Origin of the sequence: Secundilactobacillus malefermentans (assembly GCF_008033155.1) — a bacterium.
In the GTDB taxonomy this organism is placed as follows: domain Bacteria; phylum Bacillota; class Bacilli; order Lactobacillales; family Lactobacillaceae; genus Secundilactobacillus; species Secundilactobacillus malefermentans.
The window spans coordinates 1,415,289-1,440,843 of sequence record NZ_CP042371.1; the positions used below are offsets into that span (position 1 = coordinate 1,415,289).

General features: G+C 40.6%; 27 protein-coding genes. 20 read left to right on the forward strand and 7 right to left on the reverse strand.

Going from position 1 to position 25,555, the window contains the following annotated elements; translation table 11 throughout:
• The first annotated feature begins 25 nt into the window (after positions 1-25).
• The 13 genes from FGL90_RS06800 (at position 26) to FGL90_RS06860 (ending at position 11,628) form a co-directional block, all read left to right on the forward strand.
• Positions 26-805, forward strand: a complete 780-nt coding sequence (locus FGL90_RS06800) for a TatD family hydrolase (protein ID WP_147657480.1) — start codon at positions 26-28, stop codon at positions 803-805.
• A complete protein-coding gene (gene rnmV, locus FGL90_RS06805) occupies positions 802-1,380 on the forward strand; it encodes a ribonuclease M5 (protein ID WP_010620789.1) in 579 nt (192 codons plus the stop codon). Before FGL90_RS06800 ends, rnmV begins: the two co-directional genes overlap by 4 nt.
• Positions 1,370-2,260: a 16S rRNA (adenine(1518)-N(6)/adenine(1519)-N(6))-dimethyltransferase RsmA gene (gene rsmA / locus FGL90_RS06810; RefSeq protein WP_010620788.1), complete on the forward strand. Its 891-nt coding sequence runs from the start codon at positions 1,370-1,372 to the stop codon at positions 2,258-2,260. The genes rnmV and rsmA overlap by 11 nt, the downstream gene beginning before the upstream one ends.
• A gap of 91 nt (positions 2,261-2,351) precedes the next feature.
• On the forward strand, positions 2,352-2,591 hold the full coding sequence (locus tag FGL90_RS06815) for a Veg family protein (RefSeq protein ID WP_010620787.1): 240 nt from the start codon (positions 2,352-2,354) through the stop codon (positions 2,589-2,591).
• A 93-nt stretch (positions 2,592-2,684) separates the two neighbouring features.
• On the forward strand, positions 2,685-3,539 hold the full coding sequence (ispE, locus tag FGL90_RS06820; RefSeq protein ID WP_147657482.1) for a 4-(cytidine 5'-diphospho)-2-C-methyl-D-erythritol kinase: 855 nt from the start codon (positions 2,685-2,687) through the stop codon (positions 3,537-3,539).
• Between the two features lie 121 nt (positions 3,540-3,660).
• The gene (locus tag FGL90_RS06825) at positions 3,661-4,575 is read left to right on the forward strand and encodes a metal ABC transporter solute-binding protein, Zn/Mn family (protein WP_147657484.1); all 915 of its coding nucleotides are present in this window, start codon (positions 3,661-3,663) and stop codon (positions 4,573-4,575) included.
• Complete coding sequence (locus FGL90_RS06830) at positions 4,568-5,275, forward strand: metal ABC transporter ATP-binding protein (RefSeq protein ID WP_147657486.1); 708 nt, start codon at positions 4,568-4,570, stop codon at positions 5,273-5,275. Before FGL90_RS06825 ends, FGL90_RS06830 begins: the two co-directional genes overlap by 8 nt.
• Positions 5,268-6,065 (forward strand): metal ABC transporter permease, encoded by a 798-nt coding sequence (locus FGL90_RS06835; RefSeq protein WP_010620783.1) that lies wholly within the window; start codon positions 5,268-5,270, stop codon positions 6,063-6,065. Before FGL90_RS06830 ends, FGL90_RS06835 begins: the two co-directional genes overlap by 8 nt.
• A 170-nt stretch (positions 6,066-6,235) precedes the next feature.
• On the forward strand, positions 6,236-7,057 hold the full coding sequence (gene purR / locus FGL90_RS06840) for a pur operon repressor (RefSeq protein WP_147657488.1): 822 nt from the start codon (positions 6,236-6,238) through the stop codon (positions 7,055-7,057).
• A 32-nt stretch (positions 7,058-7,089) separates the two neighbouring features.
• Entirely contained in the window at positions 7,090-8,469 is a 1,380-nt protein-coding gene (gene glmU / locus FGL90_RS06845) for a bifunctional UDP-N-acetylglucosamine diphosphorylase/glucosamine-1-phosphate N-acetyltransferase GlmU (RefSeq protein WP_147657490.1), read from the forward strand.
• Between the two features lie 72 nt (positions 8,470-8,541).
• Complete coding sequence (locus FGL90_RS06850; protein WP_010620780.1) at positions 8,542-9,522, forward strand: ribose-phosphate diphosphokinase; 981 nt, start codon at positions 8,542-8,544, stop codon at positions 9,520-9,522.
• A gap of 58 nt (positions 9,523-9,580) precedes the next feature.
• Complete coding sequence (locus FGL90_RS06855) at positions 9,581-9,934, forward strand: DUF3899 domain-containing protein (RefSeq protein WP_010620779.1); 354 nt, start codon at positions 9,581-9,583, stop codon at positions 9,932-9,934.
• 293 nt (positions 9,935-10,227) lie between these two features.
• The gene (locus FGL90_RS06860; protein ID WP_010620778.1) at positions 10,228-11,628 is read left to right on the forward strand and encodes an APC family permease; all 1,401 of its coding nucleotides are present in this window, start codon (positions 10,228-10,230) and stop codon (positions 11,626-11,628) included.
• Positions 11,629-11,681: 53 nt separating this feature from the next.
• Here FGL90_RS06860 and yidA read toward each other — a convergent pair whose 3' ends face one another.
• The 3 genes from yidA to FGL90_RS06875 are packed head-to-tail and all read right to left on the reverse strand — an operon-like array spanning position 11,682 to position 14,701.
• Positions 11,682-12,491 (reverse strand): sugar-phosphatase, encoded by an 810-nt coding sequence (gene yidA / locus FGL90_RS06865; protein WP_147657492.1) that lies wholly within the window; start codon positions 12,489-12,491, stop codon positions 11,682-11,684.
• A gap of 6 nt (positions 12,492-12,497) precedes the next feature.
• Positions 12,498-13,862 carry an HD domain-containing protein gene (locus FGL90_RS06870; protein WP_147657494.1) on the reverse strand — a complete coding sequence of 455 codons (1,365 nt, stop codon included), beginning with the start codon at positions 13,860-13,862 and terminating at the stop codon, positions 12,498-12,500.
• A gap of 14 nt (positions 13,863-13,876) precedes the next feature.
• Positions 13,877-14,701, reverse strand: a complete 825-nt coding sequence (locus FGL90_RS06875; protein WP_147657496.1) for a lipoate--protein ligase family protein — start codon at positions 14,699-14,701, stop codon at positions 13,877-13,879.
• A gap of 148 nt (positions 14,702-14,849) precedes the next feature.
• Here FGL90_RS06875 and FGL90_RS06880 point away from each other — a divergent pair, with 148 nt between their 5' ends.
• The 6 genes from FGL90_RS06880 to FGL90_RS06905 all read left to right on the forward strand — a co-directional run bounded on the left by FGL90_RS06880 (position 14,850) and on the right by FGL90_RS06905 (position 20,089).
• Positions 14,850-15,230 (forward strand): VOC family protein, encoded by a 381-nt coding sequence (locus FGL90_RS06880; protein WP_147657498.1) that lies wholly within the window; start codon positions 14,850-14,852, stop codon positions 15,228-15,230.
• A gap of 73 nt (positions 15,231-15,303) precedes the next feature.
• Positions 15,304-15,744, forward strand: coding sequence for a DUF1934 domain-containing protein (locus tag FGL90_RS06885; RefSeq protein WP_010620773.1), 441 nt, complete (start codon positions 15,304-15,306; stop codon positions 15,742-15,744).
• A 45-nt stretch (positions 15,745-15,789) separates the two neighbouring features.
• Positions 15,790-16,410, forward strand: coding sequence for a DNA-directed RNA polymerase subunit delta (gene rpoE, locus FGL90_RS06890; protein ID WP_010620772.1), 621 nt, complete (start codon positions 15,790-15,792; stop codon positions 16,408-16,410).
• A gap of 201 nt (positions 16,411-16,611) precedes the next feature.
• A complete protein-coding gene (locus tag FGL90_RS06895; protein WP_010620771.1) occupies positions 16,612-18,219 on the forward strand; it encodes a CTP synthase in 1,608 nt (535 codons plus the stop codon).
• 229 nt (positions 18,220-18,448) lie between these two features.
• Positions 18,449-19,726, forward strand: coding sequence for a UDP-N-acetylglucosamine 1-carboxyvinyltransferase (locus tag FGL90_RS06900; RefSeq protein WP_010620770.1), 1,278 nt, complete (start codon positions 18,449-18,451; stop codon positions 19,724-19,726).
• Positions 19,727-19,837: 111 nt separating this feature from the next.
• A complete protein-coding gene (locus FGL90_RS06905) occupies positions 19,838-20,089 on the forward strand; it encodes a type B 50S ribosomal protein L31 (protein WP_010620769.1) in 252 nt (83 codons plus the stop codon).
• Here FGL90_RS06905 and FGL90_RS06910 read toward each other — a convergent pair.
• From FGL90_RS06910 to FGL90_RS06925, 4 genes are all read right to left on the reverse strand, one after another.
• On the reverse strand, positions 20,058-21,791 hold the full coding sequence (locus FGL90_RS06910) for an IS1182 family transposase (RefSeq protein ID WP_187240408.1): 1,734 nt from the start codon (positions 21,789-21,791) through the stop codon (positions 20,058-20,060). The genes FGL90_RS06905 and FGL90_RS06910 overlap by 32 nt on opposite strands.
• A gap of 140 nt (positions 21,792-21,931) precedes the next feature.
• Positions 21,932-22,858, reverse strand: coding sequence for an IS3 family transposase (locus FGL90_RS06915; RefSeq protein WP_076621487.1), 927 nt, complete (start codon positions 22,856-22,858; stop codon positions 21,932-21,934).
• Positions 22,804-23,328: a helix-turn-helix domain-containing protein gene (locus tag FGL90_RS06920; protein ID WP_010620867.1), complete on the reverse strand. Its 525-nt coding sequence runs from the start codon at positions 23,326-23,328 to the stop codon at positions 22,804-22,806. Before FGL90_RS06920 ends, FGL90_RS06915 begins: the two co-directional genes overlap by 55 nt.
• A gap of 123 nt (positions 23,329-23,451) precedes the next feature.
• Positions 23,452-24,693 (reverse strand): multidrug efflux MFS transporter, encoded by a 1,242-nt coding sequence (locus tag FGL90_RS06925; protein WP_010620768.1) that lies wholly within the window; start codon positions 24,691-24,693, stop codon positions 23,452-23,454.
• A 106-nt stretch (positions 24,694-24,799) separates the two neighbouring features.
• Between FGL90_RS06925 and FGL90_RS06930 the strand changes: the two genes are divergently transcribed.
• Positions 24,800-25,501, forward strand: coding sequence for a class A sortase (locus FGL90_RS06930; RefSeq protein ID WP_147657502.1), 702 nt, complete (start codon positions 24,800-24,802; stop codon positions 25,499-25,501).
• Positions 25,502-25,555 lie beyond the last annotated feature (54 nt).

The window sequence follows — 25,555 nt, forward strand, 5'->3', positions numbered from 1 at the left end:
TCCTTTTTCACTACGGAGGAAAATGATGCAAATTTTTGATTCACATACGCATTTAAATAGTGACGAATTTTACGATGATGTGCCGACTTTCCTAGCCCATGCCAAAGGGTTGGGTGTTGAAAAGATAGCAAACGTTGGGTCGAATACGATTTTAAATAGTCGCGCAATCGAATTGGCTAACCAGTACGACAATCTCTACGCAATCGTGGGATGGCATCCTGAGGATTCGAAAAATTACACACCGGAGACGGAAAAGGTCCTCGAAGAACAACTTAGCCAGGAAAAAGTGGTTGCAGTTGGTGAAATTGGTCTGGATTATCATTGGGATAGTTCACCAGTTGACGTTCAGAAGAAGATTTTTGCTCGTCAAATTGAGATTGCCAAGGAATTCAATTTACCAATTTCTGTGCATAATCGAGATGCATTTGCGGACTGCTATGCTATTTTAAAAGCAGCTAATATCAGCGAAATCGGTGGCGTCATGCACAGTTTTAATGGGAATCCAGAATGGCTTAAGAAATTTCTTGATCTAGGGATGAACATTTCATACAGTGGCGTTGCCAGTTTTAAAAATGCCCATGAAGTTCACGATTCAGTTAGAGCGACCCCGTTAGATAGGATGTTGGTCGAAACGGATGCACCTTATTTAACGCCGGAACCATTTAGGGGAAAACAAAATGAACCAGGCTTTACTCGGTACACGGTTGAAGCAATCGCAAAGGAACGAGAAACAACCCCTGAGGAGATTGCTGCTGCAACTTGGCATAATGCGCACCAATTATTTCGATTAGAGGAATCAAAATGAAGCGAATAAAGGAAGTCATTGTTGTTGAAGGCAAAGATGACACCAAACAAATTAATAAAGCGGTTGTGGCGGATACTATTGAAACTCGTGGATCTGCAATCCCCGACGAGACACTTGGCCTAATTGAAGAATTGGCGGAAACTCGGGGCATTATCATTTTTACGGATCCTGATTTTTCGGGTGAAAAAATTCGTAAAATTGTTTCGAAAGCCGTTCCAGAAGCCAAACATGCTTTTCTTCCCAAAAAAGAAGGGGTTCCTACCAAAGCTGGTGGATCCCTAGGCGTCGAGCATGCTAGCGCGGCGGCTATTCGTGAGGCCCTTGCTAATTTATATACAGAAGTAGAGGATGCGCCAGAGCTTATTTCTCAATCAGAGTTGATGGCGGCTGGTTTAATCGGCGGTGCCCAGTCCAAACAGCGAAGAGAGATGCTTGGAGAAATCCTTAAAATAGGGTATGTTAATGCCAAACAATTACGCAAGCGACTCCGAATGTTTGGCGTCTCTAAAAGTCAATTTGATGAGGCGATTAGCAAAATTTCAGGCAAAATAAAGGAGCAACAAAATGACAAGTAAAATGCCACCAATAGCAAGTCCAGCGCGGACACAAGCAATTATTAATCGGTATCATTTAAAGATCAAAAAGAGTTTAGGTCAGAATTTTTTAACTGATTTGACCGTTTTAAATAAAATCGTAGAAGCTGCCGGTTTAAGTGAAAAAGACGACGTGATTGAGGTCGGGCCAGGAATAGGTTCCTTGACCGAATTTTTAGCCAAGAACGCCAATAAAGTTCTTGCGTTTGAAATTGATGAAAATCTTATTCAAGTTTTGGAAGAAACCCTGGACCCCTATAAGAATGTTGAAATTGTTTATCAAGATATTCTTGAGGCAAACTTACCGGAAATCGTTAATTCAAAATTTGACATGAGTCGTCCCCTAAAACTTGTCGCAAATTTACCCTATTACATTACGACGCCCATCTTAATGGGGGTCCTTCAGGGCAGTGTGACCTTTGAATCAATTACAGTGATGATGCAAAAGGAAGTCGCTGAACGACTGGTTGCTGTACCTGGAACTAAAGCATACGGTGAGTTATCAATTGCGGTCCAATATCGCAGTCAGGCAAAAATCTCTTTCTTGGTGCCCCGAACTGCCTTTATCCCCCAACCAAATGTGGACTCAGCCATTGTGACGTTAACGAAACGAGAACCACTAGCCGAGTTACCTTATGATGAAAAAGCCTTCTTTAGATTTGTTAAAGGGAGCTTTATGCATCGACGAAAGAGCTATTGGAATAATCTACAAGGGATGTTTGGCAAACAACCGGAAGTGCGCGAACGTATTCAGCGAGTCTTGGATGATGTGAAGATTGATAAAGGGATTCGTGCAGAAACCTTGCCAATGAGTGACTTTATCATGTTAACGAATGCGTTTCATGATGCTGGGTTAATGTAATTTTTTTATGACTTGTATCTGGGCTGTCACTATGCTATAATTTGCGATTTTTGTGAAACTATGTTACAATTGTTTCACGTGAGGTGAGCGTATGCCAACAAGTCTAGCTAGCATCAAAGAGAAACTCGATAATCGAATTGGACAAGAACTAATGGTGATTGCCCAAGCCGGTCGTAAGAAAACAACTGAACGGAAGGGAATTCTTAGGGAAACCTACCCAGCCGTATTTGTTGTTGATTTAGATCAGGATGAGAATTCATTTGAGCGAGTTTCATATAGTTACACGGATATTTTGACGAAAAATATCGAAGTGGATTTCGAAGAAGAATAATAATGGGACCTATAGGGTCTTTTTATTTTGGCCAAAATTTTAGTATAATACCTGTATGATGAGTTTAGTCTACTTTGGAATCTAGGTGATCGGATGAGAATAGTTGAGAAAGCACCTGCAAAAATCAATTTAGGATTAGATACGCCCTACAATCATGAAGATGGGTTGCAGGAGTGGAACATGGTCATGACCTCGATTGACCTTGCCGACTATATTGAAGTGACAACGTTGCCGACGGAGAAGGGCATTCATGTGTCTTCGAATTCAGGATTTTTGCCGAACGATCAGCGAAACCTGACTTTTCAGGCTGCAAAATTACTAAAAGAACGATTTAATATTCAAGAGGGCGTCAATATTGCGATTAATAAACATATTCCTGTTGCGGCAGGTTTAGGGGGAGGGTCCACGGATGCTGCTGCCGTCCTTCGAGCACTAAATAAACTGTGGGGATTGAATTTGAGATTGCCAGAGTTAGCTGCTTTAGGACTAGAAGTGGATTCTGACGTTCCTTACTGTGTTTACGGAAAAACAGCTCACGTCTTTGGCAAGGGTGAGCGGGTGATGCCGATTAAACAGTTGCCAGCGTGCTGGCTCGTTTTAGCAAAGCCCAAGGTGAGCGTTTCAACGCCTAGCGTGCTTCGCCAAATTGATTATGAAAATTTAAGTCATCCCGACATTGAAGGACTTATTTCTGCTATTTTTTTATCGGATTTCGATCAGATCATTAATAAAATGGGAAATGGTCTTGAACCGATTACAGCGGAACGGTACCCGGAAATTTTACAAATTAAGGAACGAATGATTGAGTTTGGTGCAAATGGGGCACAAATGAGTGGGACGGGGCCGACCGTTTTTGCCATCTGTCAAAAAAAATCACGTGCTCAACGCGTGTTTAATAGTATCAGAGGATTTTGCCAGGAAGTTTATCTGGTTCATCCTTTGTCATAACTGTCTTTCGGAAAACGAAGGCAGTTATTTTTTGCAAATTTTTCTTGACAATTAATCGTTTTACTTTAAACTTAAACAGTAATCATTACTTTTTACAATTTTTAATGCAAAGGAATTTTTGATGAAAAAACTGAAAAGAAATTTAACGCTTATTTTTTTTGCCGGCCTTTTACTCTTTATACTGAGTGGTTGCGCTACTAAATCAGAACAGAAGGAAGCGTCCCACGGAATTACCGTCGTTAGCAGTCTTGACTTTTACGGTGAAACGGCAAAGGCAATTTTAGGGAATAAGGGGACGGTCACCTCAATTATTCGCAGTGATAGTGTGGATGCAGAAGATTATGAACCAGATATATCGGATGCAAAGCTGGTGTCGAATGCGGATTTTATTATTGCAAACGGGCTTGGTTATGATGATTGGATGACGCGTTTGGAACAGGCAAATGATAAGTCTGTTGCTCAAAAGGTAACGGTAGGGTCAATGATCATGAAACGTCAAAATGGGCAGAATCCACACGTTTGGTACGCCCCATCACTGATGCCCAAGTTGGCGAAGGAGTTAACTGAGAAATTTAGTAAACAAGATCCGAATAATCGGTCTTACTATGAAAAACGGTTAAAAAAATACCTGTCTGAATTAATGCCGCTGCAAAATCAACTTAAGCGGATTAAACAAAACCGGTTGCAGACCAGTGTCGCTGTGAGTGAGCCCGTTTTTAATGATTCTTTAGCAGCAATGGGCTATCGGGTCAGTGATACACACTTTTCGGAGGCAATTGAAGAGGGTAGCGATCCATCGCCTAAGGATATTCGCCAACTAGAAAATCAGATTAAGAATCACAAAATTGCGTTTTTTGTTGAAAATACCCAAAACTCAAGCTCAGAGGTTAAGAATATTGCTAAGCTTGCCAAGCAAGTTGGAATTCCCGTTGTGAAGGTGACGGAAACCATGCCGGCTCGGAAAAGTTATGTAGAGTGGATGGAAAGTCAATATAAGCAAGTTGAAAACAGTCAGGAGGTCAAGCGTGGTGAGTGAACCAATTTTACAAATTAATCATTTAACCGCTGGATATAACGATGCGGAGTCACCCGTTTTAAAGGATTTAAACTTCACCATCAATCAGGGCGACTTCTTAAGTATTGTTGGTGAAAATGGGGTTGGCAAAACAACCCTCATGCGAACCATCTTGCGCCAGCTGAAACCCTTAAAGGGCAATGTGGACTACTTTCCCAGCGCCCATGCGGTTAATATTGGGTACGTCCCTCAGTTTAGAAATATTGATTCGGAGTATCCACTATCCATTCGCGATTTTGTTGGCCTTAACTTAACTGGTTTCAAGCTTCCCTGGCTAAGTCGAAGTGAGCGCAAACGGGTTAATGATATGCTGGTTCATACAGGACTTCAGGATCTTGCCAATCGACCAATGGGACAGGCTTCCGGTGGGGAAAAGCAAAAGGCCTATTTAGCACAGGCACTGGTGGAGGAACCTGATCTTTTGATTTTGGATGAATCAACCGCTAGTTTGGATCCCGTCAGTAAAAATGAATTATTGAATTTGGTAGAAGAGATTAACCAAAAGTTACAGGTGACGGTTATCTTCGTCACTCATGATATTGCCCTAGCAAAAAAGTACGCGTCAAAATTTTTGTTGTTGGCACCGGGAACATACGTCAGTGGCAATATTGACGAGCTGACGAATGATAAAGTTTGGGGGATGATAGAAAGCCATGTTTAATTTTGAATTCATGCAAAATGCTTATTTAGCGGCAACAGTTATCGCAATTCTGTGTGGCATTATTGGCGTATTCGTCATTGCCAGAAATATGTCATTCTTAACCCATACTCTGTCAGAAATTGGTTTTGCGGGGGCCTCATTTGGGGTATTCATGAGTTGGCCACCTTTGAACGGGATGCTCTTGTTCACGACTGTTAGCTCAATCATCGTGGGGCAATTGAGCGTGAAGCCTGCGCGACGCGAAAACGTCATCAGTGCAATTTCAGCCCTGTTTATTGGTTTGGGGATTCTGTTTCTCTCCCTTTCAAATAAAAATGCGAGTTATGCGACGAATATCCTCTTTGGGAGCGTTATTGGCATTAGTCGCGCTGATGTTTGGCAAATTAGTCTGCTGTCCATCGTGGTTCTGGCGGTTATTTTTGTCATTTTTAGATATTTAAAATTTGATTCATTTGATCCAGTGGGGGCGCAAGTAAAGGGAGTCAATAAACAAATTTTATCCATTGTATTCCTAATTTTACTTGCCTTTTCAGTCAGCGTTGCGGCACAAATTGTTGGCTCACTATTAATCTTTATTCTGCTGACAATTCCGGCTGCCGTGGCAAAGTACTTTGCGAGAACGGTTGGCGGGATGATGCTGCTCGCGGTCATTATTGCGTTAATTGGGGTGTGGTTGGGTCTTTACCTAAGCTATGTCACCAATTTGCCGGTTAGTTTTTTTATTGCAACAATTGAGGCATTATTCTATTTCGGTGCACTTCTCACGCAGGGAAGTCAAAAATCTGTCTAAATGAGCGACTCGGTTTCTTTTTGAAACGGGCGCTTTTTATTTTGTGGTAAAAAGCTAAGAGTTCATAAATTTATCAGTTAAATTCTGCATTGAATCGGTAAAACCCGAACATTTATGATATTATTAACCAGGTAGTAAAACGGAAAGATATTTATTTGAGGTGGAAAACGGTGAAAGTACGAAGAAGTGATCGGCTAATCGATATGACAAGATACCTGTTAGAACGACCACATACATTGATTTCATTGACTTACTTTGCAAGAAGATTTGATTCAGCAAAGTCATCAATCAGTGAAGATTTAACAATTTTAAAACGCACATTTCATGAGCGAGGAACCGGCATACTGGAGACAGTTCCCGGAGCTGCGGGTGGTGCAAGGTTTATTCCTAGTATCTCTAAGCAAGAAGCCGAGCAATTTGTGAAGCAGATGGCGTCATCATTATCAGAGCAAAGTCGGTTCTTACCAGGCGGCTATGTTTACATGTCAGATTTACTTGGCAGACCAGATATTTTAAGACAAGTTGGCCGAATTATCGTTTCTGAGTATCAAGATGGCACCGTTGATGCCGTTATGACAGTTGCAACAAAGGGCATTCCGATTGCGCAAAGTGTTGCGTCGTACCTAAACGTTCCATTTGTCATTGTTCGACATGATTCTCAAATTACTGAAGGTTCAACGGTGAGTGTGAATTACGTTTCCGGATCGAGCAATCGAATCGAAAAAATGGCACTTTCAAAACGAAGCTTAAAACCAGGCTCAAAAGTTTTGGTTGTTGATGATTATATGAAAGCGGGCGGAACCGTTCGGGGAATGCAGTCCCTTGTAAAGGAGTTTGATTCAACCGTTGTTGGAATCTCCGTATTTGCTGAGGGTGCTTTAACTGGTGATCGAGTGGTTGAAGGGTATACTTCATTGCTGACGGTCGGTACAGAGGACGAGCAAGTCAATGTAACGGCTGGTAATTACCTCGAAAAAATATTTACAGATTAATTATTAAATAAATAGTTAGGGAGTCAATTTTGATGAGTACAAGAAATACCATTATTTTAGCAGCTGGAAAAGGCACACGAATGAAGTCAAAACTATATAAGGTTTTGCATCAAGTGTGTGGGTTACCAATGGTTGAACACGTTTTAACTGAGGTTGAAAAAACCGGAATGAATAAAATAGTGACGGTTGTTGGTTTTGGTGCAGATGACGTTAGAAATACTTTAGGGGACCGGAGTGAGTACGTTCTTCAAGATAAACAACTTGGAACGGGACACGCAGTTCTTCAGACTGAAAAATTATTGGGCAACACGACTGGTACGACGCTGGTTATTAGTGGAGATACCCCATTATTCACCGCCGAGACGTTACAAAACCTCTTTGACTATCACGATGCCAAAAAGGCGGTTGCCACGGTCCTGACGTCAATTGCCCCTGATCCAACTGGCTATGGTCGAATTGTTCGGAATAAACTGGGCATTGTCGAAAAAATAGTTGAGCAAAAGGATGCAACTGAGGCTGAACAAGAAATTGACGAGATCAATACCGGAGTTTATGTATTTGATAATCAAGCGCTATTCAAAGCCCTGCACGAAACGACTAACGATAACGCCCAGGGTGAGTACTACCTAACTGATGTGATTGAGATTTTGAAGGGTCAAAAAGCCACGGTTGCTGCTTATCAAATGGCTGATTTTGATGAATCAATGGGTGTGAATGACCGAGTTGCGTTGGCTAAGGCCAACAAAATCATGCAGCGCCGAATTAACGAAAAGCACATGCGTAATGGTGTTACCTTGATTAACCCTGAAGATACCTACATCGACATCAACGTTAAAGTTGGTGCAGATACAATTGTTGAACCAGGTGTTTTATTGAAGGGAAACACGGTTATTGGTGAAGATTGTTTTATCGGGGCTCATTCTGAAATCCATGATTCAATTCTCCACGATCGGGTCAAGGTAACATCTTCATTCATTGAAGGATCCGAAATGGCGGATGACAGCAATATTGGACCGATGAGTCATTTACGTCCAGAATCTCAAATTGGCAAAAAAGTCCATTTAGGAAATTTTGTAGAAGTTAAGAAGTCCCATATTGGCGATGGCACGAAGGTTGGTCATTTGACGTACGTTGGCAACGCTGAGCTAGGGAAGAACATTAATGTTGGCTGTGGTGTGGTGTTTGTTAATTATGATGGTGCTCACAAGAGTACGACAACGGTGGGCGACGATGCATTTATTGGGAGCAATTCCAATTTAATCGCACCCCTTGAAGTTGCAGATCATTCATTTATTGCTGCTGGATCAACCATTACCGACAAGATTGCCAAGTATGATATGGCAATTGCCAGAGCTCGCCAAACGAATAAACCAAATTACTATCAAAAATTGCCGTATCGCGGCGAGGAATAACAAGAAGTAAGACTTGATTTTTACTTGTAGAATAGAATAGAATTGAAGCAGAAAAAGTCCTTGGAGGATCTTATGTCAGAAAAATATTTTGACCCAACGCTGAAGATATTTGCATTGAATTCTAACCGTCCGTTAGCTCAGAAAATTGCTGACGAAGTCGGAGTTGAATTAGGGAAAACATCCGTTGACCGTTTTAGTGACGGTGAAATCCGGATTAACATCGAAGAAAGTATTCGTGGTTGCCACGTCTATGTGATCCAATCAACATCTGCACCAGTAAATGATAATCTAATGGAACTTTTGATTATGATTGATGCGCTTAGAAGAGCTAGTGCCGCAACCATTAACGTTGTTATTCCGTATTATGGTTATGCACGACAAGATCGAAAAGCCCGGTCACGAGAACCAATTACAGCAAAACTCGTTGCCAATATGCTTGAAAAAGCGGGGATTTCCCGAGTCGTTGCTTTAGATTTGCATGCCGCTCAGATTCAGGGATTCTTTGACGTCCCAGTTGACCACATGATGGGGGCACCTTTGCTTGCCGATTACTTTATTAACCATCATTTGGATGAAAACGCGGTTGTGGTTTCACCTGATCATGGTGGCGTTACACGAGCCCGTGCACTTGCTGAATTTTTGAAGACGCCAATTGCGATTATTGATAAGCGGCGACCAAAAGCGAACGTTGCAAAAGTTATGAATATTATTGGTGACGTAAAGGGCAAACGTTGTATCATGATTGACGACATGATTGATACTGCAGGGACCATTACTTTAGGTGCCCAAGCACTAATTGATGCTGGTGCAACAGAAGTTTACGCAAGTTGTACGCATCCAGTGTTGTCGGGTCCTGCCATTGAGCGGATTCAAGCATCGCCAATTAAGGAATTAGTTGTGACGGATTCAATTCAATTACCAAAAGAAAAGTTGATTGATAAGATTCACCAAATTTCTGTTGGACCATTAATGGGAGCTGCAATCAAACGAATTCATGAAAATAAGCCAGTTAGCCCACTGTTCAAGAATCGTTTCAACGTTATAAATAAGTAAAATTTAGAGGCTGGTTTGAATAATATATTCAAACCGCTTTTTATTACCGAGGTGTGAGATGACATTTTTAAAAAAAAACAAAAGCAGCCTATACACGTTAGGACTTATTTTGCTAGTTGGCGTGTTAGCGCTCGTTTTTGTTCCACTGATTGTGGTTGGTAATATTTGGTTCATGATTGGATTAGTCTTCTTAGTTGGAGCAGCTTTCTTCGTTGTGGAAAAAGCCCACTTATTTGCGGGATGGTTTCGCTTCAAAAAACGAGGAGAAGAGGATCTCAAAGATAAAAAAATCGAAGTTAAAAGTGTCGGTTCACTTAAAAATGGGCCAATTATCATTAATAAGTATGCCCGCTTTTGTTTAATAGTGGGGGTTACACTCATCGTTATTTCGATGATAGTGACTTCAATTTAACTTGCACTAAGATGAAATTTAGGTTAGAATATTGTCAATATCAAATGAGAGGAGAATTTTAATGTTATTAATTAATCGTCAAACTAAACGATTATCCGGTTTCTTCTTTAACGGGCCTAGCGTTCTGAAGGTCAGTTAGAGAGGAATCTGTTAACATGGAATTCTCGATTGACCGGAAGATGGCTAGGCATATGCGTAGCGGTCTTTCCGGTGGACGCATCGGTGCTTAAGACCGGTGCGTTTTTCTTTTTCATCGAATCGGTTCTCGTTTTAATTATTAAGGAGGAAATTATATGAGTTCAGGTGGAATTGGTAGGTATTTTAAAAAAGAGAGTCTGGATAGGTACCTATTGAAGGATGCGCAATTGGAAAAAACAATGGATGGTAAAGACCTCGTTATGCTAGGGGTTGGGGCAGTTATTGGGACGGGTATTTTTATTCTTCCTGGAACTGTGGCAGCTTTATATAGTGGCCCAGGAATTGTCCTTTCATTTATTTTGGCCACGATTGTCTGCGCGTTTGCAGCGATGTGTTATGCTGAATTTTCGTCTTCCATTCCGGTTGCCGGGAGTGCCTATTCATACGGAAATATCGTGTTTGGTGAAGTGATTGGCTGGATTTTAGGCTGGGCATTAATCTTGGAGTACATGCTAGCAGTTGCGGCAGTTTCGACGGGTTGGTCGGCTTATTTTCTGTCATTCTTACGCGGATTTGGAATCTCCATCCCCAAGGCGCTAACTGGACCTTTTGATCCTGCCCATGGGACATACTTCAATTTATTTGCGATTGTGATTGTTCTATTTGTTAGTTTCATTATTTCAAAAGGTGCCAAAACATCGATTGCGGTTAACAACATGATTGTTATTATTAAAATTCTGATTATTTTCCTTTTCATCATTGTCGGCCTCTTCTACGTTCGCCCAAGTAACTGGAGTCCATTTCTACCTTATGGAACCCACGGGGTCTTAAAAGGAGCTTCGTTAGTGTTCTATGCCTATTTAGGCTTCGATGTCGTCTCGGCGTCAGCTGCTGAAGTCAAGAACCCGAAGAAAAACATGCCGTTTGGGATTATTGGAACGCTTATCATTTGTACCATTTTGTATATTGCAGTCGCAGGTGTTTTGACTGGAATGACGTCATATACTAAGTTAAACGTTTCCGATCCAGTGTCATTTGCACTTCAGTTAGTTCACCAAAACTGGGCTGCTGGTATTATTTCCATTGGCGCCTTAGCCGGGATGTTCACGATGATGGTTTCAATGATCTTCAGTTCATCACGATTAATTTACTCAATTGGCCGAGATGGTCTACTACCAAAGGCCCTCGGAAAAATTGAAAAGAAACATCGGACACCACAGGTAAGTTTAGCGGCGGTTACCATTGTCATTGCAATCATGGGTGGCTTGGTCTCATTGGACCGTTTAACGCAACTTGTGAACATCGGAACACTGATTGCGTTCACCTTCATTTCCATTGGAATTATTCCACTTAGAAAGCGAAAAGATATTGATAACACGGGCGGATTTAAAGTACCGTTTTATCCGGTCCTTCCAATCGTTTCAGCCGGATTGTGCATCTTCATGCTGTCACAATTACCGCTGGATACTTGGATTGTTTCATCAATCTGGTTCTTGTTTGGTCTCGTTATTTACTTTACGTACGGGTCAAGACACAGTACGTTAAATAAAAAATAGCAAAATAAAAACACTTGAACTGGAAAATCATTCCAAATTCAAGTGTTTTTAATTTACTTTAAACCGTACTGCTGAATAGCGTAAGCAACACCATTTTCAGCGTTTGTTTTTGTTTCAAATTGAGCCGCTTCCTTAATTTCAGGAATTGCATTTCCCATCGCAACGCCTAATCCAGCGTACTGAATCATGGATAAGTCGTTTCCTTGATCGCCAATGGCCATCACGTTTTCACTCGAAAGACCTAGTTGATTGGCAAGGGAATCAAGTGCGCTACCCTTACTAGCTTCCTTGTTCATAATTTCAATGAAGAAGGGTTCACTTTGGACAACGTAGTAACGGTTCCCCAAACGGGATATTACCTTGTCTTTGATGGCAGAGATGACTTCTTCATGATCGACGAACATCGCCTTAGAAATGGTGAGGTCCTTTGGCATCTCACTCACTTCGCGGTAACGGATTGGCATCGTGACCAAATAACTTTCATAAATCGTGTAGATACTAATATCTTTGTTGGGGGTATAAATGAAGTCAGAGGTTTCAATTTGGAAATTTGACCCTATTTTTCGTGCTTCAGCTTCAATATCAATAAAATCATCACTCGAAAGTGTATGGTGGTTCAAAACCTTTCCACTTACGGTTTGTGCCATGGCACCATTGAAGGTGATAACGTATTCGTCATCGCCAGAAATACCTAGACTCTTTAAGTAAGGTGAAACTCCAGATAAGGGGCGTCCGGTACAAAGAACGACTTTAATCCCCTGTTGACGGGCCTCTTTGATTGTTGAAATGGTTTCTTCTGCAAGTTCGTTCTTTTCGTTTAGTAAAGTACCATCGATATCGATGGCGATTAACTTAATGGCCATAAAAAATTAATTCTCCTTTGGTTGAATGATGTGGTCGTTTAAGATATAGCGGTTGAACTCACGATAAATGGGCTCAAATGACTCGAGCTCGGATGAAGAGGGCAGTAGCATTTCCCGTGGAAAGAAGTAGCGTTGATCTCCAGAAAATTTACCGGTAATGGCACTTACAAGCGAGCTAATGGTCGATAATTCCACCAGTGATCCATCCTTTTGCATGAGTTCAATTTGTGTCCGCGGTTTTTTCAGATGAGGATCATAGGCATCATAAGGCAAATCATAGCTGTCATTGATTGCAGTATAGTAGGTTGTATCAAATCCTGCCTTTTGAATTAGGTCGCGAAGACGGGGAATGAGATCTTTTGATTTTTCGTCAAATTCTGCTGATTTTAGTGGTTTACGATCTAAAAATCGAGCAGCTAAATCGCTCAAGACGGTATCGTGAGAGCCACGCCATTGTGCAAAATAAGTCGTCATTGTCCCATCATCGAGTAGTAAGTAGTCTTTCAAATCAAATTCACCATTAAAAAATGGGAGAAGCAGGGTGGGGCTTAATGCGGTATCCTGCTGATTGTCAGGCGTGTAAATTTCTTTTGCGCGTTGAAGTAGGTGATCTAGGATAACTTCCATAGAACGGGATACGGGATGAAAATAGATTTGAACGTACATTTGAAAGCGACTCATGATGTAGTCTTCAACAGCGTGCATGCCATCAATTTCAAACGTGATGCCACCAGAGTAAGGGCGCATGACCCGTAAAATTCGTGTTAAGTCAAAAGTACCATACTTGGTGCCGGTGTTGTAGGCGTCTCGAAGGAGGTAATCCATTCTGTCAGCGTCAATTTGACTAGAAATCATTTGCACAACTTGCTTGTTGGGATAGGTTTTTTGGATGACCGAAGCGACCTTTTGAGGGAAGTCAGGAGAAACCCGTCGTAGAACCTGATTAACCTGGGTCATAGGTGAGGTGATAATCGCCACCGTAATGGCCTCATGATTCGTGTGGAAAATGTGTTCAAATGTATGAGAATACGGACCGTGGCCGATATCATGAAGGAGTGCAGCACACAGCGCAACGAGTCGTTCCGAATCATCCCACAGACCATCACCGGGCACTTTTGTCGGATAATTTCGTTGAAAATTATCGCAAATTCGTCGCGTTATTTCGTAAACGCCCAGGCAGTGACCGAAACGGGTATGTTCCGCTCCATGAAAAGTCAACGAGGTTGTTCCGAGCTGCTTAATTCGGCGTAATCGTTGAAATTCACTCGTGTTGATTAGGTCGAGAATGACTTGATACTGAACATAAATATAGTTATGAACTGGATCACGAAAGACTTTTTCGCGTGGTAAGATTTCATCTTGGTACGACAATGTACTAGGACCTCCTAATTAAGTTTGGGTTGGCGTTTTGCCATTCGTTCAAATTCTTTATCAAATTGTTGCTTAAACGTTGGTTCATTCATGAAGCTATTAAGCTTTGCTGAACTGGTCCGCATGCCGAAATTAGTGAGCGTATCCGTTATCTTTTTTTGAATATCTTCCGTTGTCAGTGGCTTTTTTAAAAGTACTTCAAGGGTGGTCATTGTTTCTGGCCACACATCTGGGAATCCCAGCGTGTTGGGCTCACCACCAAGCCCATTTTTATAAAAGCGCTTGACCATTTCTCCGCGAAATTGTTGATTTCCCGTTACGCTTAAATAAAGCATGATTGTGAGTGACTGAGGCGTTCGACGTTGGGAAATGCCAGCAATTTTCTGACCATTAACACTTAAATCAAAGTCGCCAGGACAGTATGAATGCGCAATTTCCAAGTGGTCAATCGTTAGTTCTGGGAACGCCTGCGAAATTAATTCTTCCATCATGGTATAGGCATCGTCAACTGAGACACGTTTTGATTCTTGTGGTAAGAAAATTGAAACGTTGAGGATTCCACCGTCACTTACGACAGCCAAGCCGCCCGAATTTCGGAGAAAATTATCGTAGCCATCATTTTTGACACTGGCGATTCCGTCTGCCAAATGGGGAAGCCGTTTATCCTTTAATCCTAAAATAAGACATGGGTGAGTTGTCCAAAAGTGTAGAATTGGTTGATTCAACTCACTCACTAAGCTTAGGAAAGCGTTTGTATAAGCGAATGCGGCAATGTTTTTTCCCGCCGCAATTGGCGTATTGACAACTTGGATGGTGTCAAAATTGTCAGAAATAATCATGATGTGACCTCTTTTCGGTAGTGTCATAGGTTCATTATAGCTGAAATTGACCAGAACGTCATTGCTGGCTGCTGATTCACAAGTGTTAATAGATGATATAATAGACTTATCTATAGTTAATATTTAACGACAAAGGGAAGTTCATAAAATGAAAATTAAAGATATTGATCACATCACGTTGACAGTAACAGACATGGCCGCCACTTTACGTTTCTATCATGAAGTATTTGATATGCCGATTATTGATGGTGACGACAATCAACACTACGTCCTCTGTGGAAAACAGGCAATTAAACTTCAAGTAGTCGACCAACCTAATTTGCCGGTTGCAAAAATTCTAACGCCAGGATCAGCTGATTTTTGCATTATTGTGAAAGATCCACTAGAGGAAGTGGAGAACCATCTTAAAAGTTACTACGTAGAGATAGTTGAGGGCCCAGTTGAGAGAACGGGGGCCCACGGGTCAATGACGTCTATCTATGTTCGAGATCCAGATCAGAATTTAATTGAATTATCAGAATATAATTAGGTAGTAAATCTAGGCAAGGCAAGCGTTTTAGCGTTATAATTATCATGATTTTATTAAGGAAGGTGTGTGACATTTGGATAATTCATCAACAGGAATTCCCGTCATCATTCACCTGCAAACGAGTACGGTGCAAGACGGTGAACGTTCGAACTACGTGCTCGATGTAGAAGGGCGCTTAGTTCAAATCGGGGAAACACTTTATCTTAGATACGAAGAGGCAACAGATGACAGTGACGAAACTGCGACTGTGACAATGAAAATTTTACCAAGTGGGGATGTTCAACTGACCCGCAATGGGTCAAATCGTTCCCGATTGTTCTTTAGCAATGGCAAACGCGTGCAGGCACAATATAAGACACCGTTTGGAACACTCGCAATTGATACGGTAACACCAACCCTTAAGTTGAGTTTCCAAGACAGTCCGTTTGGTGGCAAAATTGGGATCGATTATTTTCTCTACGCGGGAGAAGAATTGTTAAGTGAGCACCAGATTAGATTGCAATTTACGGTTTAAGCGAGTATAGTGTTTTGGTAGACTGCGGAAAGGACGTGCTCCAGTTTGGAATTAAAAATATTTGATGGCCAAAGTAAAAAAGAATTATCGATGATTGAAGTCGCTCATGCGATTCTTTCACAACGTGGCGATGCCATGGGTTTTGCTGATTTGGCAAATGAAGTACAACAATATCTAGGAGAGAGTGACGAAGAAATTCGGAAGCGACTCTCTCAATTCTATACAGATTTAAACATTGACGGAAGTTTTATTTCGTTGGGTGATAATCTATGGGGTTTGCGTACCTGGTACCCATTTGAATCAATCGATGAAGCAACTGTTCACGCTGATGAGGATGAGGATCAACCAAAACGTAAAAAGCGTAAGAAGGTTAACGCCTTTCTAGCAGATACATCTGATGATGACGACATTATTGATTATGACGATGACGATCCTGAAGACCAGGACGCTATCGATGATACTGATGAAGATTACTCAGAAGATGAAGATGATGACTCAACAGAAGATATTAATAAGTATAAAAACGATTTGGCTGATATAGATGATGGCACGGATGATGACGAAGAAGAAACCATGCCGGATGGAATTGAAGGCCAACTTCAAGAACTAAACGACGATGATGACTTCGATGATGATGAGTCAGAAGACGATGGCGAGAAAAAGTAACTCATGATTAGTTGCCAACTTTATCTTGACGATTTCAGTTGAAGAAGGTATTATGTTGTTTGGGCTCCCTATGAGAGATTAGGGACAAACGAACGAATTCAGCTCCCTATTCTTTAGAATAGGGAGCTTTTTTAATGTTGTTAGTTCATGTTTTGGCATGATTGAAAGAGTACCCAAATAATAAAACAAGGAGTTCATATAATGACTAAATATATTTTTGTCACTGGTGGCGTTGTTTCATCTTTAGGAAAGGGGATCGTTGCAGCATCACTGGGACGACTATTAAAAAATCGTGGTCTCAATGTCACGATTCAAAAGTTCGATCCATACATTAACGTGGACCCCGGCACCATGAATCCCTACCAACACGGAGAAGTTTTTGTAACCGATGATGGTACCGAAACCGACCTTGATTTAGGTCATTATGAACGCTTTATTGATAACAATTTGAACAAGTATTCAAACGTGACAACTGGTAAAATTTATTCAGAAGTTTTACAAAAAGAACGCCATGGAGATTATCTTGGTGCTACTGTCCAAGTTATCCCCCATATCACAGGGATGATTAAGGAAAAGATCATGCGTGCCGGTAAGACCCTTAAGGCTGACATCGTGATCACTGAAATTGGTGGAACAGTTGGTGATATTGAATCACTGCCATTCTTGGAGGCTATCCGTCAGATGAAGGCGGAAGTTGGGGATGACAATGTCATTTACATTCACACAACCTTAATTCCATACTTGCGAGCAGCTGGAGAAATGAAGACTAAGCCAACGCAACATAGTGTCAAAGAATTACGTGGCCTTGGGATTCAACCTAATATTTTAGTTGTTCGAACTGAAAAATCAATTACTGATGATATGCGTCAAAAGATTGCTTTATTCTGTGATGTGAAGCCGGATGCTGTGATCGAATCTAAAGACGCGCCAACCCTGTATTCAATCCCGCTTAGACTACAGGAACAGAATATGGACCAGCTTGTTTTAGATCACTTAAAGATTGATGCACCAAAGGCCAACATGAGTGAATGGATTGACCTTGAGCATCACGTACAAAACCTTAAAAAGACGTTCAAAATTGCGCTTGTCGGTAAATATGTGGGATTACACGATGCCTACATTTCCGTTGCCGAAGCACTCAAACATGCAGGTTACCCTGTGGATGCTGCAATTGATTTGGAAATGGTTGATTCAGAGAAAATTACTTCTAAAAATGTCAAATCAATTCTTGGCGATGCCGATGGAATCATTGTTCCCGGTGGGTTTGGTGACCGAGGAATTGAGGGCATGATAGTAGCAATTCAATATGCTCGAGAGAATAACGTTCCATTCTTGGGTATCTGTTTGGGAATGCAAATGGCCAGCGTGGAATTTGCACGTAACGTTCTAGGTTATAAGGATGCCAACTCAACCGAAATGAATCCAAAAACAGACAACAAGATTATTGATTTAATGGCCGATCAGGCAGATATTCATGATATGGGTGGGACGCAACGACTTGGTCTTTATCCATGTAAATTGGTGCCAGGGACTAAGGCCGCTGCCGCTTACGATAATCAAAGTGAAATTGGCGAACGTCATCGTCACCGTTATGAATTTAACAATGCGTATCGGGATGAAATGACGAAGAAGGGACTTGTCTTTTCAGGAACCTCACCTGATAATCATTTAGTTGAAGTCATTGAGTATCCAAAGAACGATTTCTTTGTTGCTGCACAATATCATCCAGAATTTTTATCACGACCAACGAAGCCTGAAGGACTATTCCGAGACTTTATTGCAACAGTTGATAAGCAATTGACAAAATAATAGATAAATAGAAGACGTTCTGACTGAAAGGTTAGCACGTCTTTTTGTTAAAAAAGGGTTCCATTGGGCGAATATACCGCTAAATAATGAGTTAAATTCCAATGAATTTCGGATTCTGCTATATTACATTTTGACTGTTCAAGCAATAAGGTATTGTATTTTCCACTCGGTTTATTTATGATTAATTGAGATTGGATAATTGGATATTTATAGTGAGGAATTTTACGCAATGAAGAAAATGATAATCGAAGGCGGTCACCGCCTAAAAGGAGAAGTCACTATTGGCGGCGCTAAGAATAGTACAGTAGCGCTGATTCCTGCTGCAATTTTGGCAGATTCTCCGGTGAAATTTGACATGGTACCTGATATTTTAGATGTCCATAATCTCATGGTCATTTTAAAATCAATGAACGTTTACTCAAAATTTGAAAATGGGGTCCTTAGTATTGACCCAACTGAAATCGTGGAAGCGCCACTACCTAGCAAGGCAATCAAAAGTTTGCGGGCTTCCTATTACTTTATGGGCGCTCTTTTAGGCCGATTTAAGCGTGCAATTGTGAGCTTCCCTGGTGGTGATAACATCGGTCCGCGGCCGATTGATCAGCATATCAAGGCGTTTAGAGCCTTAGGAGCCCAAGTGGAAGAACATGATGGCACCGTTAAAATTGAAACTGGGGATACGGGACTCCGTGGTGCTCGGATTTTTCTTGATGTTGTTTCTGTTGGTGCAACAATTAACACAATTCTGGCGGCCGTCAAAGCCACTGGCCGTACCGTTATTGAGAATGCAGCCAAAGAACCAGAAATTATTGATATTGCAACATTCTTAAACAATATGGGGGCGAATATTCGTGGCGCTGGCACGGATGTAATTAGAATCGAAGGGGTCGCAACCCTAAAGGCAAAGGCCACGCACACAATTATTCCTGATCGAATTGAAGCGGGAACTTATTTGTCAATGGCAGCTGCCGTTGGAGATGGGATTACGCTAAATAACGTCATTCCTGAACATTTGGAATCTTTCACCGCAAAGTTAATCGAGATGGGCGTTAATTTAAAAATTGGCGAGGATAGTATCTACGTACCTAAATCCAATCATTTAAATGCGATTCAAGTGAAAACAATGCCATTCCCAGGCTTTGCGACGGATTTGCAGCAGCCAATCACGCCACTGCTTCTTTTAGCAGAGGGGAGTAGCATGATTGTTGATACAATTTATCCCAAGCGATTGAAGCATATAAGTGAATTGCAGCGGATGGGAGCCAACATTCGCTCTGAGGACAATATGATTGTGGTAGACCATACAGATAAATTAATTGGGGCAAGAGTTGACGCTGGGGAAATCAGAGCGGGGGCTTCCCTCGTGATAGCGGCACTCATGGCAGAGGGCACGACTGTAATCGAAGACGCCGATAACATTTTACGTGGCTACGACAGTATTATTCGGAAGCTGACTAGTTTGAGTGCTGTTGCAAAATTAGAGAACGTGCAAGTTGTCGAATCATAAAAATTAATTAGTCCATTGATTGAAGTTTAAATTCATGTTATAGTACAAAGGTTAGTTATTTATGAATCTCTGTCTCAGCAAATGATTCAGAGCAAAGGAGCGAAGAAAATTATGAAAAAAGATATTCATCCAGATTACCATGAAGTTGTATTCCAAGATTCAAGTACTGGTTTTAAGTTCTTGTCTGGTTCTACTGCAACTTCAGAAGAAACGGTTAAGTGGGAAGACGGTAAAGACTACCCATTGATCCGTGTTGAAATCACTTCAGACTCACACCCATTCTACACAGGTAAGCAAAAGTTCTTGCAAGCCGACGGTGCAGTCGATCGTTTCAACAAGAAGTATGGTTTATCAGAAAAGTAAGCATTTTAGAGCCGGCAGAGATGTCGGTTTTTTTGTACAAAAAAGTGGCTGGGACAAAACTGACCTCTGAATAAAAAAGTAGTTGGAAAAACTTATTCACTAAGTTTTTCCAACTACTTTTTTGACTCTGCTGACGACTTGAAAGGATGATTTTCATCATCTTCTTTAAGTTTCCGGCCATTAAAATGATCCCCAATTCATTTTTGGCTTTTTCTAACCCTCTGACTGATAAGCGTTTGAACGCCAAATTAGCCTTCAAGTTACCAAAAACTGGCTCAACTTCAATTTTACGCTTTGCGTAAATTGAAGCACCTGTCTTACTTGAAAGCTTAACTCTAATTAATCTTTTTTCCATTTCCCAATGCGGATTTATTTGGATTGACCGTTGGTTACCCCTTTCCGTAATCGAATAGTGATAACCTTCGGGATCCTCGTATTGATTGGCTTCATATTTTCGAATGGTCCGCTGAAACCCATACTTATCAGTCCTGTTATAGACTTGTTTAAAGGAGAATTGAATATGATGCTGATCAGTGAAACTGTCAGTTGCGTTATCATAGGTCCAATTCATAACCTTATTGGCATCATTTTTATACTTCTTGGATTGTTCTTTTAAATACATTGTATAGGGAATAAGTGGCGTCGCTTTAAAATCCTTTAAAACAAAGTCATAATTTGGTTCACTACCATAACCTGCATCCGCTACTACGTAACGGAACGTGGCCTTTCTTTGTTGGACTTGATTCAAAAATGGGACTAGCGTTCTTTGGTCAGCTGGCCGTTGATTCAAATCATAAAATAGGACAAATTGATTTTGAGTACCAATCTGTAAGTTATATCCTGGTTTTAATTGACCATTTTGCATTGGATCTTCCTTCATTCGCATAAAGGTTGCATCATGATCAGTCTTAGAAAAACTGTTTCGGTTTCCCAGAATTTCAAGATAATCTTCATATTTTTGCTTCCGAGGCTTTAAATCCGAAGTAATAATATGCTTAAAATGTTTTAGTTTTCTTCGTCGTTGCTTTGATGGCGAGCCACCTTTAATGACTTTTTCTGCACTAATTTTCTGATCGAGGTCATCAATATCATGTTCTAATTCACGTTCTGCATGATCTAACTTCGCCAAAGTGCCTTCGGCATCAGTTGCTAGATTAACCTTTTCTTGAATCATGTCATCAAATAAGGCGCTAGCTTTTTCCTCTAACTTGGCATCATTTCGTTCGACGCTTTTTCGCCAAACAAAGGAGTATTTATTGGCATCTGCGACAATCTTTGTGCCATCAATAAATAACGATTCGTCATCTACTAAACCATATGCACTTAATTGTTCATGAAATTGAAGAAACATTTTTTTGATAATCCCTTTTGCTACTTGTGAAATTCGAAAGCGATTAATGCTCCGATAACTTGGGACTTCGTCCGGATTACCAATTAACCACTTCATTGGTAGGTTTTCCTCTGCCATTTCTTGGATAGCACGGCCAGAAAACGTATGACGCATATAAGCAAATAATAGGAGTTTCATCATCATCGCTGGCGAATATTTTGGTCGCCCAAACTTGTCAGCATCCGGATACAGAATTTCAGTGGGAATACTATCTACAAAATCACTAATTGAAACGACAATATGATTGGGATTAATTTTAAATTCAATTGGAAATGTTAATATGGTTTGGTTATTGTTATAATGTTTATACACGGTGGGCACCAACTTTCTTATTTTGTGGTGATTTAAGATTAACAGATTTGGGCACACCGTGCCTACATAAAATGAAAGAACCAGGAATTCAAATTCGAATTGATGGGCTCTAAAAAAGTTAGACACTTATATTAATATTTTTAGGCTGTAAGGGCTTGATTCCTAATTTCGATAGGAGTCAGGCCCTTACTTTTTCTAGAAATTCGCACGTTGTTGAATCTTGAGATGTATTTAGCAAAAGCTTGCTTAAATTCTTCGACTGATTTGAAATTTTTACGCCAGATGAATTCTCTTTTTGCTAAACTGAAAAAACTTTCCATTGGTGCATTATCGAGACAATTTCCCTTACGGGACATACTTTGAGATAAACCAATTTCTTTTAACTTATTTTGATATCCATCTAATTGGTATAAGGTCCCCTGATCACTATGGAGTACTGGAGTTACATCTTCAGGCAAGACCTCTTTTAGCTGATCTAAACACGCAATTACTTGGGCAGCATTTGGTGAGTTTCGTATGTCAAATGCTAATACTTCTTTACTGTACATGTCGATAACGGCGGACAAATAGAGTTTAGTACCAAGTATATTAATTTGGGTAACATCGGTCGTCAGTACATCGTACGGCTGTTCTACAACAAATTTAAACGACTTTTTCTGTTTGATGACATATTTTTCTCGAACTATATTTTTAGCAACTTTTCCTTGTTCACCACGATACGAAGAAAACTTACCAGATCTTGTCCAATAGCACGTAGGCATTAAATCCATGCTGCGCATGATTTTACGAACCGTATCGTCATCATACGTAAACTGCATTTTCAATAGTTCTACATGCATTCGACGATAGCCATAAGTCTCCTCGCTACCATCGTAAAGCCATTGGATGACATCTTTTACTTCACGATATTTATCATCGTGGGAATGCTTTAAATGATAATAAAAAGTTTTGCGATTTAATCCTACAACTGCTAAGAGGACCGTTAGGTCGAATTGCTGCCTTAACGATTGTACTACTTGGGTAAGTTGTTCTTTCGTCGTCTTTTCTTGATCGCTAAGGCTTCTAATTTTTTTGAGACGGCTAGCTCCATTTTAGCTGTCTGAAGCTGTTGCTTTAGTTCCAAATTCTCTTGTTTCAACGCATCTAATTTATTTTTCGGGATTGCTTTCTTTTTTATCATTTGTTTTGATGGCCTTCCTCGTTTGGCTTGTAAGGCATCAATGCCATGTTCATCAAATTTCCTTTTCCACTGATAAATCAAACTGGGCTCCACATCAAAATGAGCACCTGTTTCATTGAAACTTAAGCCATTAGTTAACATGTAGTCTAATATATTAACCTTATCTTGACCACTAAAACTTCGTTTTGCCTTTTTGGATGCCAGTGCTGACATTCCATTGATTTTTGCACGTTGGACCCATCTGACAATGATTGAATGATTCAGGCCATTCATACTTGCCAAATCTTTATAACTATAATTACCCTCTAAATACTCATTAACAATTTTCATTTTAAATTCTAAAGTATATTTTGACATACAGAAAAGGACTCCGATTCAGTTAGATTTTTGTCTAACTTTATCGGAGCCCTTCAAATTCCTGGTTCTTTTATTTTAGATTAGGACTTTTGTCCCAGCCTCCTTTCTTTTTGAAGAATAAAATTAATTAATGTCATTTAGGTGCTTTTTACGTAATTTACTAGTATTGAGCCAAACCATTCCAAAATTCAGTAAGACAAGAACGGCCGTCGAAATGAACACAGCGCGATAATCGAATGTGTTTGAGACAAATGAGCCAATTAAGGGTCCCAACACGTTTCCAACAGCTTGGAAGGATTGATTATAGGAGAAAACCCGTCCAGTTACTTCTGCCGGCGTGTTTTTTGAGAGAATTGTTTGAACAGCTGGCAACATGGTGGCATTTGAAATCCCAATTAAGAATCGTAGGAACATTAATTCCCACACATTGGTTACAAACGCCATCGGAATATAAACGATAATGGCAAAAATAAATCCAACTGATAAAACAAGTTCTGTCCCAAACCGGTCACCTAGCCTTCCCAGTCGAGGTGCCGCAAATAAGGTGGCAACCCCTGGAATTGCGGCGACAATTCCACTATAGAAGGTGACCGCTGATCCATGCGGCATAATTTCTCTGACGTATAAAGCGAGGATTGGTGAGATTGAATTGTTTGATGCTTGAATAATCAAGGTGGTCACAAACATGCCAATGATTAACTTAGGATTCTTTAAGACTTTGACAACTTGGCTTGTTGAAAGCATGTTTTCCTTTTTTACGGGAGTAAATTGTTCGTGAACGAAAAAATAACTCAGAAAGAAAACGGATAGTAGCAGAGCGCCCGTAATGAAGAATGTGACTCGATAGGAGAATATTTCAGCAAGAATTCCGCCTAATAGGGGACCAAATAGTGAACCGCCAACGTATCCGGTTGCCAAAGTACCGAGGACTTGACCACTCTTGCGCTTTGGAACTTGAGTTGCCATCAAGGCGTTAGCGTTACTAATATAGCCAGAAAAGATTCCTTGAATGAAACGCAAGGCCATTAATTGCCAGACATTTGTTACCAGCCCCATTAAGGCCATAATGACGGACATGCCAAGTGAAGCTCTAATGAGCATGACTTTCCGGCCCTTACTATCAGCCAATTTACCCCAAATGGGAGAGGCAATGGCAGTTACGAAGTAGGTTGCCGCAAACGTAATCCCAGAATAAAGATTCAGTTGGCTCTTGGTGAAGGTGCCGAGCGTGTCTACGTATAGGGATAAAAATGGCATGATTTCGCTAAAAGCGAGACCAGCCATAAAGGTGCCAAACCACAGAATAAGCAGATTTTGTCGCCAAATCGGCTTTGCCTGTGGGACTACAGGTGGTTTAGTGTTCAAAACATCAATCTTCTTTCATTTATTGCTTAGGTACGTTAAAATTACTTGTGATTATAAGGGTAACATTTAAAGAGTCAATAGTCATTATTAATGGGAGGCTCAGTTCATGTCGAAACGCAAAAAAAGCAAAGTGGGAGCATGGCTCTTTCGAATCTTATTTACGATTCTATTGTTGGTTTCACTAGGGTTAATCTTTAATCAGCAAATTAAGAACTGGATGGTTTCATCGTATCAGCCGAAAGTAACGAAACAAACTGTCAAAAAAAACGAAAAGAAGAAAGCTAATTTCAACTTTAAAGATGCAAAAACGTTAACCTTTTCAACGGTTGCTAAGGCGCGTTTGAATCAAAAAAAATTAAGTGTCGTTGGTGAGATTTTGGTGCCAAAGTCAAATGTCCATCTGCCAATTGGCAAGGGTGTCAGTAATGAAACCTTGGCGCTTGCAGCGGGAACAATGAGACCAGACCAAAAGATGGGGACTGGTAATTATCCTCTAGCTGGCCACCACATGGTTCGTCGTGATATTCTCTTTAGTCCGTTATACTTTAAAACTAAAGTTGGCGACAGTATTTATTTAACTAATATGCGGCGGGTTTATCGGTACAAGGTTTATACCCGAAAATTCATCGCTGCAACACGGATTGATGTTGTCAACCAAACTAAAAAACCAATCATCACGTTGGTCACCTGTGACGCCACGGGTGCTAGGCGGCTGATGCTACGAGGCAAATTAGTAGATAGTACTTCTTACGCAAACACTTCGGTAAGCATTAAGAAACAATTCAATGAATCATTTAATAATAAATAAAAAATGGAATTAGATTTCGACCATGTGGGAGTGGTCGGTCATCTAATTCCATTT